Origin of the sequence: Isoptericola sp. NPDC019482 (assembly GCF_040632295.1) — a bacterium.
Classification (GTDB): Bacteria; Actinomycetota; Actinomycetes; order Actinomycetales; family Cellulomonadaceae; genus Isoptericola.
The window spans coordinates 1-13,178 of record NZ_JBEYBQ010000024.1 but is presented as its reverse complement, the minus strand read 5'-3'; the positions used below and the strand labels follow the sequence as shown (position 1 = coordinate 13,178).

At 74.3% G+C, this 13,178-nt stretch carries 9 protein-coding genes; 5 read left to right on the top strand and 4 right to left on the bottom strand.

Translation table 11 applies throughout. From position 1 onward, the window contains the following. Positions 1-42 precede the first annotated feature (42 nt). From ABZ493_RS15135 to ABZ493_RS15125, 3 genes are all read right to left on the bottom strand, one after another. On the bottom strand, positions 43-1,590 hold the full coding sequence (locus ABZ493_RS15135; RefSeq protein ID WP_430582969.1) for a glycosyltransferase: 1,548 nt from the start codon (positions 1,588-1,590) through the stop codon (positions 43-45). Next, positions 1,587-2,342 carry a hypothetical protein gene (locus ABZ493_RS15130; RefSeq protein WP_430582968.1) on the bottom strand — a complete coding sequence of 252 codons (756 nt, stop codon included), beginning with the start codon at positions 2,340-2,342 and terminating at the stop codon, positions 1,587-1,589. Before ABZ493_RS15130 ends, ABZ493_RS15135 begins: the two co-directional genes overlap by 4 nt. Before the next feature lie 109 nt (positions 2,343-2,451). Beyond that, on the bottom strand, positions 2,452-3,681 hold the full coding sequence (locus ABZ493_RS15125; RefSeq protein ID WP_430582967.1) for a CDP-glycerol glycerophosphotransferase family protein: 1,230 nt from the start codon (positions 3,679-3,681) through the stop codon (positions 2,452-2,454). A gap of 205 nt (positions 3,682-3,886) precedes the next feature. Here ABZ493_RS15125 and ABZ493_RS15120 point away from each other — a divergent pair, with 205 nt between their 5' ends. Next, positions 3,887-6,385, top strand: coding sequence for a glycosyltransferase (locus ABZ493_RS15120; protein ID WP_430582966.1), 2,499 nt, complete (start codon positions 3,887-3,889; stop codon positions 6,383-6,385). Further along, positions 6,382-7,497, top strand: a complete 1,116-nt coding sequence (locus ABZ493_RS15115; RefSeq protein ID WP_430582965.1) for an acyltransferase — start codon at positions 6,382-6,384, stop codon at positions 7,495-7,497. Before ABZ493_RS15120 ends, ABZ493_RS15115 begins: the two co-directional genes overlap by 4 nt. A 28-nt stretch (positions 7,498-7,525) precedes the next feature. On the opposite strand, the gene ABZ493_RS15110 is transcribed toward ABZ493_RS15115, so the two are convergent. Further along, positions 7,526-8,401: a TylF/MycF/NovP-related O-methyltransferase gene (locus ABZ493_RS15110; protein WP_430582964.1), complete on the bottom strand. Its 876-nt coding sequence runs from the start codon at positions 8,399-8,401 to the stop codon at positions 7,526-7,528. A 171-nt stretch (positions 8,402-8,572) separates the two neighbouring features. Between ABZ493_RS15110 and ABZ493_RS15105 the strand changes: the two genes are divergently transcribed. The 3 genes from ABZ493_RS15105 to ABZ493_RS15095 all read left to right on the top strand — a co-directional run bounded on the left by ABZ493_RS15105 (position 8,573) and on the right by ABZ493_RS15095 (position 13,040). Further along, positions 8,573-9,571: a hypothetical protein gene (locus ABZ493_RS15105; protein WP_430582963.1), complete on the top strand. Its 999-nt coding sequence runs from the start codon at positions 8,573-8,575 to the stop codon at positions 9,569-9,571. A gap of 120 nt (positions 9,572-9,691) precedes the next feature. Continuing rightward, positions 9,692-11,803, top strand: a complete 2,112-nt coding sequence (locus tag ABZ493_RS15100; protein ID WP_430582962.1) for an acyltransferase family protein — start codon at positions 9,692-9,694, stop codon at positions 11,801-11,803. Between the two features lie 127 nt (positions 11,804-11,930). Further along, the gene (locus ABZ493_RS15095; RefSeq protein WP_430582961.1) at positions 11,931-13,040 is read left to right on the top strand and encodes a hypothetical protein; all 1,110 of its coding nucleotides are present in this window, start codon (positions 11,931-11,933) and stop codon (positions 13,038-13,040) included. Positions 13,041-13,178: the final 138 nt, after the last annotated feature.

Sequence of the window (13,178 nt, the reverse complement as noted above, 5' to 3'; positions counted from 1 at the left end):
GGGCGGGCCGGTGCCGGCCCGCCCGTCCTCGTCCCCGCCCGTTCACTCCGCGCCGAACACGCGCTCCCACTGCCGTGCCACGACGGGCGCGGTGTAGCGCTCGGCGACGCGCTCGCGCGCCGTCGCCCCCATGGCGGCGGCCCGGTCCGGGTCGCGCAGCATCTCGACAACGGCGCGCGCCACGCCCTCCCGGTCGCCACGTTCCAGCAGGCGCCCGGTGACCCCGTCCTCGATCAGCGTCGCCGGGCCGTACAGGCAGTCGTACGCCACGACCGGCGTCCCCGCCGCCTGCGACTCCATGATCGACAGCGGCATGGCCTCCCAGTCCGATGTTGAGAGGGTGCAGGTCGACCGCGCCATGACGCCGTGCGGGTCGGAGGTGCGGCCCGGGAACGTGATCGACCCGGTGAGGCCGAGCCGTGCGACGAGCGCCTCGAGCTCGGGGCGGCTCGGGCCGCGGCCGTAGATCTCCAGGCGCGCCTGCGGCACCTCGGCGACCACGAGCGCGAACGCGTGGATCGCCTCGTGCAGCGCCTTCTGCGGGCTGATCCGAGACATCACGGTGACGAGGTGAGGGTCCTTCGTGACCGCCTCCGTCCCGGCAGGGAGCCGCGTGGCGTTCGGCACCACGTGCACGGGGACGTCGTCGCCCACGATGTCCAGGAGGTCGCGACGCTGCGGCTCCGTGAGCACCACCAGTCCGTCGAGCCGCCCGGCGGTCGCGAACAGGTCGGTGTGGTCGCTCCGCAGCGGGCTCCCGACCGTGAACGGCGCCGCGAACTGGTTGTTGTGCAGCATGCCGAACCGGCGCACGTGGTCGCCCTGGGCGCGGGCCAGCTTCGGGATCGTCGACGCAGTCTCCGCGAGGGCGACGACCTCGGTGCCGGGCTCCGCCAGGAGCCCCTCGAGCCACGCCACGTGCCACGCCGGGCCGCCGGGGTACAGCTCGGGCTCCTCCCCCGGCCGGTGCACGGCGACGCCGCGCCCCCGATGGCTCTCCGGGTCCGCCGCACGGCTCAGCCACGGGTGGCCGTTCGGCGTGTACCAGACCTCGCGGTCCACCACACCGTTCGGCGCGAGGTGCTCGACGTGGCGCACCCGCCCGTCCGACCAGCGCTCGCGAACCCCGACGTCACGGCCGCGGTGCCGGCCCACCTCGACGACGGTTCCCCCCGCGTCCCGCTTGACGTGGGCGAGGTAGCTGCCGTCGGGCGCGTACCAGCGCTCCAGGCCGGGGGCGGTCCCGCGGCCCTCGACGAGCACTCCCGGGCCGGCCAGCAACGCGGCGGTCCCGGTCGGGTCGTCGACGGCGTCGACGTCGGCCCACGCCCGGGCCAGGTCGAGCGCCGGGCTGCGCACGGCGATGTCCGGCCCGACCCGACCCTCCTCCCGCAGGCGGGCCACCCGGGCCGGGGTGAGCTCGTTCGAGAGGATGACGAGCGTCACCGGGTGCCCGGCCTCGACGAACATCCGGCCCTGGTCCTGGACCGCCTGCGTCACGCCGCCCGAGCCGAACTGGTGCACCACGACGAAGATCGGTGGCTTGCTCGCCCGCTGCTCGGTCGTGCGCTCGGTCGTGTGCTCTGTCACGCGTTCCGCCCCCCGTCCGCCAGTGCCTGTGTCAGCGGGCCCAGGTCGGCACCGTGCCGCACCGCCAGGGCACGCCGCGCCATGGGCAGGACGTCGATCACTTCGTCCCCCCAGGCGGTGGCCGCCACCACCGGGACCGGCGGTTCGGAGGCCAGGCGCCGCGCGGTCCACCGGTGCACCCGGGTCCGCCGTGCGACGCCCTCACCGTGGTCGAGATCGAGCACCGTGGTGACGACGTCCGAGTCCCGGTCCACCCACGTGACGACGCGGACGGTGCCGGCGTGGTCGAGGTAGTCCCGCTGGAACGGGCGGTCCTCGGTGTCGGTACGCTCGCGCACGAGGACGGTGCGCCCGGCCGCGAGCGTCCACGGCACCACGACCGGACCGGGCCGCCGCGCCTGGAGGCGTCGGGTGAGCACCGCGGGGAGCTCGACGACGTCGTCCCGGGTCGCGCGGACGTCGGCCAGCGCGTCTCCGCGGTCCCGCCGCCAGCGCGCGCGCCACGGCGGCGCACCGGGTCGCAGACCGGCCGCCTCGAGGAACAGGTCGCGCACGAGGACGTGCCGTGCGCCACCGCGCCCCACGAGCTCGCGCTCGGGCCGGCGCGGCATCGCCCGCGAGCGCGGTACGACGACGTCGACCGCGTGACCGTGCGTCGCGAACGCCGCGACCAGAGGGCGGACCGCCTCGAGCCGCGGGCCGTCGAGGCCCTCCGCGACCACGACGACGTCGGGCCGGCCGTGCGTGCGCATCCTGCTCTCCTTCCGTCCCCGGGGGCGGGGACGAGTCGCGGGTGAAGAACTCCGGGAGGAGGTCGGCACGCTACCCGATCGTCCTGGGCCCGGCCTGGCCAGACGCACGTCAGCCGGCCTGGGTGCGCCGCACCTCGTCCTCGTGCCGGGCGATCACGTCGTCGCACGCGCCCAGGAACCGCGCCAGCGACGCACCGGGCGTCGTGTCCCCCAGGTAGTAGCGCACCATCTCCTCGCGGTGCACGCGCTGCGGGTCGTCCCGGACCTCGGCGACGAGCAGGTCCGCGACCCCGTCGACCCCGGCGGCCTCGAGCCTCGGCACCGCGTCGAGCAGCGGCGTCTGCGCCGTCACGACGCCGGGGTGGCCGGGGTCGGTGACGACCAGCGGGCGGCCCGTGGGCAGCCAGTCCATCGCGACAGCGGACACGTCGCACACCAGCACGTCCGACACGGCGAAGGCCTCCGTGAGCTCCTCGTCGACCGAGACGCGGTGCCCCGCGGCCGGCTCCTGCTCGTCGGCCGCGCGGACGAGCTCGCGCACCGCGGCGTCGGCCTCCCCGTAGGCGGGGGTACGCACCCCCGACAGCGGGTGCGGTCGGTAGACGAGGCGAAGCCGGTCGTCGGCGAGGACCCGCCGCGCCAGCTCGACGCCCAGCACGTCGAGCGACCCGTAGGCGGCGGTCGGCTGGGCGCCCTCCCACGTCGGCGCGTAGAGCACGGTGAGCCGCCCGTCGGGGCGCCGGTCCGGGGCGGGCACGTCGGCGGTGTCGAGCTGCGGGCGCCCGATCGCGACGCACCGCGCCGCCGCGTCGAAGTAGGGGATGTACCGCGCCATCCGGTCGATCGCGGCCTCGCCCGCGACGAACGACAGGTCGTAGGCCTTCGCCTGGTTGGAGACCGAGACCACCTTGTCCGAGTCCCCGTGCAGCAGGGACACGTGGGCCATGCTCGAGAACCGCAGCATCGAGAAGTTCAGGGGGTTGTGGTTCACGTACAGGGCGAGCCGGACGGCCCCGCGCGAGAACAGGTCGTCGAGGGTCGCGTACCGGGCCACGGTGACGACCTCCAGGCCCGACTCCTGCCGGATCTCTCGCGCCGCACGCGAGTCGCTGGCCACGACGAGCACCCCGTGGCGCCGGTCGAGCTCCGCGAGCGGCCCGTACCACTGGCGTAGCTGGTACAGGCCCTCGACGGTGTCGGGGAAGAAGACGACCACGCGCTGGTCGAGGGTCCGGCCGATGAGGCGGGCGTCGTCGCCCAGCCCGTCGGGGGTGCCGGCTGGCAGCATCCCGAGACGCCGGATGAGCTGGCCTCCCCAGGACCGGATCGTCCGCGGCACGCTCGCTCCTCGCGCGCTGGGGGGCATGGTGCTCCTTCTCGTCGTCCGACACGGGTGCGGCGCAGAGTCTACGGCCGCATGCTGATGCTCAGGTGCCCCCTCGACGGCCGGACCTGCGACGACACGGATGCCTCAGGCGCCTTCGTGAAACCCGAGCACGCTGCTGTAGTATCGGCCGACCGTCCACACCTCACCGGGAGGACCCATGCCCCGACGCCCCCTGCGCCTCGCCACCTGGCTGCGCGGAGCCCGCCGCGCCCTCTCCTCGGGCGCGTCGCGTCCGTCCGCCGCGAGGCAGGGGACGACCGGCCCGGTGCGGACCGCGCCGCCGGCTCCCCCGCAGCTGCGCACCGACCTCGTGCCGCAGGTCCGCGCGTTGATGAAGCAGAAGGACGTCCGTGGCGCGCAGTCGCTGGTCGACGAGGGCCTCGCGCTCCCCGAGCCGACGACGGACGCCCTGCTCGCGGCCGGCCTGGTGGCCCACCACCGCCGCCTCTACGAGCGAGCCCTCGCGTTCCTCGACCGGACGGACGGCGCGGCCTGGTCGAAGACCCCCATCGCCTTCACCGAGTCGCTCTTCCGCGTGGACCCGCAGCGCGGCCTCGCCCTCACCCGCGAGTGGCTCGACACCCCGCCGGTGACCGTCCGCGCGCGCACCTGGCACACGATCCTGCGCTACGTGTTCGCCCACGGCGACGACGCGCTGCGCCACGAGGTGCACGACCGCCTCGTCGAGTCGTACCGCGGCGACGAGGCGCGGTGGCCCGGCGGCGCCGACGAGATCGCCTGGCTCGCGCGGTGGCGCAACGCCCAGCGGCACGCGAGCGCGCCCGCCCCCGAGGGCCGGGTGTCGTTCGCCCTCATGGACTACGTCCAGCCCGGCAAGAGCAAGACCTCGCAGAACATCGGCGACCAGGTCCAGACGCTCGCCTCCCTGGGCCACGTGGTGCGCCGGCAGAACCTGCGCTTCCACGGCGCCGAGGACATCGTCGGCTTCGCCGAGGACATGCAGTCGCGGGTGCGCCCCGAGCTGCGGCTCGACGGCGCCGGGGCCGACGTCGAGCTGTACCGGGTGGACCGGGACGGCTCCTCGTTCCAGGCCTTCCCCGAGGGCACGTGGCTGCTGGAGTTCGGGTGGCACTCCCACGACCTCGCCGCGACGGGCGTGTGGGACTTCCCCATGCACGAGAACCTGCGGCCGGTCTTCGTGTCGTTCCACTGCAACAAGCGCGAGCTGCTCACCCCCGAGGCGCTGGACTACCTGCGCGCCCACGGCCCCGTCGGCTGCCGCGACTGGACCACGGTCGACCTGCTCCTCTCGCTCGACGTGCCCGCGTTCTTCTCGGGCTGCCTCACCACCACGATCAGCACCGTCTTCCCGGAGCTCGGGTCGCGGCCCCAGGAGGCCACGGTCTACGTCGACGCCGTCCGCGAGCCGGTCCCTGCCGGCCACGAGAACGTGAAGCAGAGCTACCGCGAGGTCAAGGCCCGCACCTTCACGGAGAACATGCGCGCGGCCGTCGACCTGCTCGAGTGGTACCGCACCTCGTTCACGCACGTGGTCACCAAGCGCCTGCACTGCTACCTGCCGAGCCGGTCGCTCGGGCTCGAGGTGGACTTCCAGCCGGCGAACTACGCCGACGTGCGGTTCGCCGGCCTGCACCCGCTCGACCACGACGCCTTCGAGGCGATCCGCAAGGGCATGATCGCCCGCCTCGAGCCCGTGCTGTCCGCGATCTTCGCGGGGCGCGACGCCGACGCCGTCTACGACCTGTGGCGCGAGACCGTCGCTCCCGAGGTCGAGGCCGCCCGCGCCCGGCACACGGCCCAGCACGCACTGCCCGCGCTGCCGGTGGAGCCGGTCGCGATCGCCGCACCCGCCGTCGTCGAGGCGGAGCGGGTCGACGGCGCCGTGGACGTCGTCCTCCTGCCACGGCGCGACGAGCTCGCCCACGTCGGCGAGGCCGTCCGTGCGCTGGACGCCGCCGCGACCTCCCCGCAGCGGGTGTGGGTCGTGGGCTCCGCGCTGCACCGCGTCCGCGTCCCCAAGCTCTCCCGGCTCACCCAGGTGCACAAGGTCCGCACCGGCGGCCTCGACCTGGGCGCCGTGGGGGTCTCACCGCGCCAGCAGGCGCACCAGGCGCTGCTGCCGCACCTGCTGCCCGACGTCGACCGCGCCGTCGTGCTGCCGGTCGACGCCGTCGTGCTCGGCGACGTCACAGAGCTCGCCGCCCTGGACCTCGGCGGCCACCCGCTCGCCGCCCGGCACACGTCGAACGCCGACCCCAGCGGCTTCGGCCTGCTGTACCGCGCGGCCCGTCGCCTCGACGACGCCCCCGAGACGGCGTACGACTTCTACCGGCGCATCCACGCCCGCCACGTGTTCGACTTCAACGCGTTCGACACCGGCGTCATGGTGCTGGACCTCGCCCAGCTGCGCGAGAACGGCTACGCCGCCGAGGCGCTCACCGCGATGCGGGAGTTCCGGATCGACGCCCGCGAGGCGCTGCACCTGTTCGTCGGCCCGCATCGCGCCGAGCTCGACGCCGCCTGGGACCACGTGCCGACGCGCGACCTGCCCTCCGACGAGGCGAAGCTCGTGCACTGGGCCGACAGCCTGAAGCCGTGGGACGAGGCCTACGTCGCGCGTCGTGAGCTCTGGTTCGACCGGGCGGAGGCCCACGTCGGAGCTGCCGCGTCGTGACGTCGCAGTCCGTCTCGGCCGCGTCGGTCACGCCCGCGCGGGTCCCACCCCGCCCCCGGCTCCGGGGGCTGGACGGCCTGCGCTTCCTGGCCGCCGCGGTCGTGATGGGCTACCACTTCACCGGCATCGGGATCCCGCAGTGGGGCTCGCCGCCGCACGAGGTGTTCCCGGAGCTGAACCACGTGACGCGGTACGGCTTCCTCGGCGTGCAGCTGTTCTTCGTGATCAGCGGCTTCGTCATCCTCATGACGGCCTACGGCAAGTCGATCAGCACCTTCGCGTCGTCGCGGGTCGCCCGCCTCTACCCCGCGTACTGGGCGGCGATCGTCCTCACCGTGGCCCTGCAGCTCGTGTGGGACGGCGGGCGCAACCCCACGCTCATGGAGTCGGCGCTGAACCTCACCATGCTCCAGGAGGCGTGGGACGTGCCGAACGTCCAGGGCGCCTTCTGGACTCTCTGGTACGAGATGAAGTTCTACCTGCTCATCGGCGTCTTCATCCTCGTGGGCATCACCCGGCGGCGCGTGATCGCGTTCGCCGTCCTGTGGCCGCTGGCCGCGGAGCTCGCGAAGGAGACGGACAGCGGCCTGCTCTCCTCCCTCCTCATCCCGACGTACGCCCCGTACTTCGCCGTCGGCATGCTCCTGTTCCTCGTGTACAAGGACCGGGGCGACGTCGCCGTGTGGCTCGGCATCGCGCTCAACACGGTGCTCTGCATGCGGCAGGGGTACGGGTACGCCGGGAACGCGACCGAGAACGTGGGCGCCTACGTGTCGCCCGTCGTCTGCGCCGTCGTCGTGCTGCTCATGGTCGTCCTGGTCTGGGCGCTCAGCGCCGGGCCGCTACGACACGTCGACTGGAAGGTGCTGTCCACCCTGGGCGCGCTGACCTACCCGCTCTACCTGGTGCACGGCCAGTTCGGCTTCGCGGTGATCGACGTGATGTACGACGACTGGTCACGCTGGGTGGTTCTCGGGGTGGCGGTGCTGGTGTCGGTGGCGCTCGCCGTGCTGCTGCACTACGGGGTCGAGAACCGCCTGCACGACCGGCTGCGCGCCGGTGTGCGCGACGGTCTCGAGCGGACCCTCGACACCAGCCGCAAGGCCGGCTGAACCCGGCCAGTTCGCCGGGCCCGGTGCGTCAGGCCCGCACCAGGTGCAGCCGCGCGTGCATCTCGCGCGTGAACACGCCCGGGTGCTCCTCGAGGTACTCGTCCACCGCCTTGCGGCAGCCCGACCACGCCAGGTAGTCGTCGACCACGAGCCGGCCGCCGGGCACCAGGCGCGGTACGACGCGCTCGAGGCACGTGCGGGTGGACGCGTACCAGTCGCCGTCGAGGTGGGCCACGGCCACCGGCTCGTCGCCGACCAGGGTGTCCTCGAAGAGCCCACGCACCAGGTCGACGTGCGAGTCCTCCACGGCCAGCCCGTACCGGGCGAACGAGTCGTGCACCTCGGTGTACAGGTCGTCGCGGTACCCGTAGTACGTCTCCCCGCCGCGGCCTTTCGCCTGGCCCTCCACGATGGTCGCGTAGCGGGCGTGCACGTCCTCGCCGTCGTCGTCGGTGGGCGGGGGGATGAGGCCGAAGACGTCGTGCACCGCGAGGTGACGGTCCGGCGCCTTCGCGGCGGCCATGACGATGGCGGCCCCGCCCCGCGCGGTGCCGCACTCGAGCATCGTCCCCGGCAGCGCCCTCGCCTCCGCGGCGAGGACGGCGTGCGCGAGGTCGTAGAGCGCCAAGGCGCTGAGCAGCGTGAGGTGCTCGGCGCGCACCCCCTTCGCGACGGACGCCACGTGGTCGGGCAGGTCGTCCAGGCGCTCGGTCTCGAGGTCACGGACTCGCCGCCGCAGCCGGCGCACGTCCCGCCGGCTCGCCTCCAGGTCCTCGCGCGCGTGCGCCAGCTCCGCGCGCAGCGCCGTGACGTCGATGGGCTCGTCGCCCCGTCCCGACGTCGTCGTCCGCTCGCCGCCCCGCAGGGCCGCCACGAGCCTGTCCCGCACGTTCCGCGCCTGCATGGGCCCATGCAACCCCATCCTGCGGCTCAGGACCAGAGGTGGACCGCGCCGGCCCCGCCGTGCGGACGGCCGCGATCCCGCCCGACGCCGCCACCCAGCGTTCATCCACCGGCCACGCCGGCGTCCCCTCCTCGTCCCGTCGTCGTCGCCCGCCGCGGTGACAGTGAGGGGGTGACCGCGTTCGTCGAGTCCCCGTTCCAGCTGCTGTGCGCCGTCGAGGCGCACGCCGCCGGGCACGCCGGCGCCCGCACCCGCGTGCTGACGCGCCCCGACGTGCCCGCCCTCGCCCCCGCCGTGGAGACCGTGCGCGGCCTCGGCCTGCCGGGTGGCCTGGACGTCGACCTGGCGCCCGTGCCGCCGCGCCTGCCGCACGACGTCGTGGTGGTCGGGAACCCCTTCTCCCGGGCGTTCCAGTCCGCTCTGGTGCGGTCGCTGCGGCCCCCCTCCCGGATCGTCGTCGTCGACGACGGTCTCGCCGCGCTGGACCTCGCCCACCGCCTGACGTCGGGCAGCTCGCTGGTGCGGATCGGCGCCCCGCCCGGGTCGCCGCGCCTCGGGCTCGCCGCCCTGGCGGCCCTGCGGTTGCGGCGCGTGGCCGAGGCCGGCGGCCTGACTCTGTGCACGGCTCTCCCGCTCGACGCCGACCTGCGCGCGTGGCTGCGCCTGCTGGGCGTCGACGTGCTCGAGCACTCCTTCGGGTGGCTGCGCGGCCGGCCCGCCGGCGACGCCCCGCAGGAGCCGACCGTGGTGGTCGGGTCGGCCCTCGCGGCCGACGGCCTGGTGCACCCCGACCGGTACGTGGCGTGGGTGCGTGGCCTCGCCGCCGACGGCCCCCTGCGGTACGTGCCGCACCGCCGCCACGACCCGCGCGTCTCGGCGCTCCTCGAGCAGGTCCCCGGGGTCGCCCTGGACGCGCCCGGCGCGCCGGTCGAGGTCCGGCTGTGCGGGCTGCGGCCCGGCCAGCGCGTCGTCACGTTGCCCTCCGCCTCCGCGCTCACGCTCGCGCAGCTGCTCGCGCCGCGCGGCGTCGACGTCGTCCCGCACGCCGTGCCCGGCGACTGGTGGACCGACCGCGTGACGCCCGAGCTGTACCGCCACGTCGGGCGCGCGCACGACCTGGCCACCCACGCCGCGGCCGCCGTGACTCCTCTGGTCGCGGCGCGCGCCTGACGGCGCGGGCCGGCGTCGTCGCTCCCGACGTCACCGAGCGGGCACGCCGGTTTGCTCCGGGCATCCGGTTCATGGTTAGCCTGGCCCGCTCTGCCCCCGAACCTCCCGGTGATCCTCCGCATGACGACGCTCGACCGCGCCCGCACGGCCGACCCGCCCGCCGCACCCACCGGCCGCGACCGTCGCCCGTCCCGTCCCTTCCGGCCGGAGATCCAGGCGCTCCGCGCGCTCGCCGTCGCCCTGGTCGTCCTCTACCACTTCTGGCCTGGCCGGCTGCCGGGCGGCTACGTGGGCGTCGACGTCTTCTTCGTCATCTCGGGCTTCCTCATCACCGGCCACCTGCTGCGCGAGGCGGAGTCCACGGGCACGATCCGGCTGGCGCGGTTCTGGGCGCGCCGCGCGCGTCGGCTGCTGCCCGCCGCGTACCTCGTCCTCGCCGCGACCCTCGTCACGACGGTGCTCGTCGCGCCCCCGTCGCTGTGGCAGCAGTGGTTCCGCGAGACCCTGGGCGCGGGCCTCTACGTCGAGAACTGGGTGCTCGCCCACGACGCCGTCGACTACCTGGCCGCCGAGGGCGACCCGTCACCCGTGCAGCACTTCTGGTCGCTGTCGACCGAGGAGCAGTTCTACCTCGTGTGGCCGCTCCTCGTGGTGCTCGGCGCCGTCGTCGCCGCACGACGGGGAGCCGGCACGCGCCGCACGACGGCGCTCCTGCTCACCGCGGCCACCCTCGCGTCGTTCGTGTACTCGCTGTGGCTCACGTCCACGAACCCCGCCCCCGCGTACTTCGCGACGACCACCCGCGCCTGGCAGTTCGGCGCCGGGGCGCTGCTCGCCCTCTGGCTCACCCGGCCGGCCCGACGCCCGACGCCCGACGGACTCCGGACGGCGCTGAGCTGGACGGGCCTGGCGGCGCTTGCCGCCTGCGCCCTCGTCTACGACGACGCGACGCCCTTCCCCGGCACGGCTGCGCTCGTGCCGGTGCTCGGCACGGTCGCCGTGATCGCCGCCGGCGCCCCGTCCGGGCGCCTCGCCCCGACGCCGCTGTACACCTGGCGGCCCGTGCAGCAGACCGGCGAGATCTCCTACGCGCTGTACCTGTGGCACTGGCCGGCGATCGTCCTCGCCCCGTTCGCGCTGGGACACGAGGCGGGGCTGCTCGAGCGGGTGGTCCTGCTGGCCGGCGTCGTGCTGTTGGCGGTCCTCACCAAGCGCTGGGTCGAGGACCCGGCGCGCTTCTCGCAGCGCTGGGGAATGCACCGCACGCGCCGCACCCTGGTCGCCACCGCGGCGGCCACCGCGGCGCTGTCCCTCGTCGCGGGGACCGGGTTCGCCGTGACCAACCACCGCGCCACCGAGCAGCAGGAGCTGGCCGCCCGCCTCGTCGCCGACCCGCCCGAGTGCTTCGGCGCCGAGTCGATGGATCCCGACGGCGCGTGCGACAACCCTGCGCTCGACGACGTCCTCGTCCCCGCCCCGGAGGCCGTCTCGCACGACAAGGCCGGGCCGGAGAAGTGCTTCGTCGGGATCCAGGACTCCGACCTGGTGGACTGCTCGTGGGGACCGGTCGACGACGCCGACGTCCCGCACGTCGCCCTCGTCGGGGACTCCCACGCCCGTGCCCTGATGCCGGCCTTCCAGGAGCTCGTCCAGCAAGGGCGGATCAGTCTGTCCGTCCAGTTCAAGTCGTCCTGCCCGTGGACCGACGGCCCCGTCGACGCGTCCGGAGACCGGGCCCGCACCTGCGAGGCGTGGAAGGACGAGCTCGAGCCCTGGCTCGAGAAGCAGGCGCCGAAGACCGACGTCCTCGTCACGACCGGGTACCTGAAGTACCTCTCCGGCGACGACGAGCAGCAGGCGGCCGACATCGCCGACGCGTGGCGTCCCGTCGCCGACCGGGGCGTGCCGATCGTGGCGCTGTCGGACAACCCGCGGCACGACGAGGAACCGTCCCTCTGCCTGGACCGGACCCGCAGCACCAGCCCCGACCGGTGCAGCGTGTCGACGGAGCAGGCCTTCCCCGACGACCAGGTGTACGAGCAGGCCGCCCGGGAGGTCCCCGAGGCCTCGTACGTCGACCTCACCGACCTGTTCTGCCGGGACGGCGAGTGCCCGGCCGTCATCGGCGGCGTCAACGTGTACCGCGACAAGCACCACCTGACGACGACCTACACGCGCACCATGACGCCGTACATCGTCGACGGCCTCCGCGAGGCCGGCGTCCCCGTCTGACCCACCCCCGCCCGCCGAACATGGAGTTGCGCACCTTCTCAGCGCCCAGAAGGTGCGCAACTGCATGTTCGGCGGACTGTCCACAGGGCGTCCGACGGCGGGTCCCGCAAGTTGCTGAGATGGCACGGTGCGCGTTCCCGCCGAGCTCCCCACCTCGCTCCTCGCCCTCGCCGCGGTCCAGGAGGGCCTGCTGAGCGCTCAGCAGTGCGAACGGCACGACGTCGGTCGATCACGTCGTGCCGGGTGGCTGCGCGCGGGGCGGTGGCGGGCGGTGGCTCGGGGCGTGGTCGACACCATCGCGCTGCCACCCGAGCGTCGTACCGTCCACGACGTGCCGCGCACGCCGGTCCCACCGTGGGTGCTGACCGACGTCGACGCCGCGGCTCGTCGGTCCAGCAGGGCGACCGCCGCCGTGCACCGGGACCGTTCCGACGGCGACCTTCTCTTCGATCACCTCCGACGACGATCGGCCTGGGTCGGCCTCTTGGCCTTCGGCCCCGAGGCGATCGCCGTCGGGGCGTGCGCCCTCGCGCTCCTCGGGGTCGAGGGACTGCCCCCGTCGATCCGCCCGGAGGTCGCGCTTCCGGCAGCGTCGAACCGACCGGACCGCGCGGGGATCCGGTTGCGGCAGTTCGACGACGGCATGACGACGGTGGCCGTCAGCGACCGGCGCACCGGGCCCTGGCAGCTCGCCGCGCCGGAGTGGGCGATCGCCCAGGCCGTCCCTGAGCTCTCGATGGAGCACGGTCTCGCGGTGCTGGACTCCGCGCTGCGCCTCGAGGTCGTCGACCGGGCCGGCGTGGCTCGCGCGCACGACCACGCCCGGGGCCGCCGGGGCATCGCTCGGCGACACGAGCTGTGGGACCGGGCCGATCCGGACGCTGCGTCCTGGATCGAGTCGGCAGCACGGTGGCAATGCATCGAGGAGGGCGTGCCACCCGACATCCTCCAGCTGCCGGTCTCGGGTCGCTCCGGCCGAGTCGTCGGAGTCGGCGACATGGCCTGGCGGCTCGACGGCGGGAAGTGGCTCGTCGCCGAGCTGGACGGCTTCGAGTGGCACGAGGGCGACGTCCGTTCCGAGCGTCGGGACCGCGACCGCGACAACGACTTCGCCGCGGCGCCGGGGATCCAGCTGCTCCGTTTCGACGCCCGGCACGTCCGTGAACGCACGGTCGGTCGCCGGGTACGCGATTTCCTCGCCCACACCGCGCCGAACATGCAGTTGCGCACGTTCTGAGCGTTCAGAGCGTGCGCAACTGCATGTTCGGCGTCAGGGGGTGAGCTTGTTGTCCACCATGGACAGCGCGGAGCCGATGGCCATGTGCATGTCGAGGTACTGGTACGTGCCCAGCCGGCCACCGAAGTGCACGTCCGC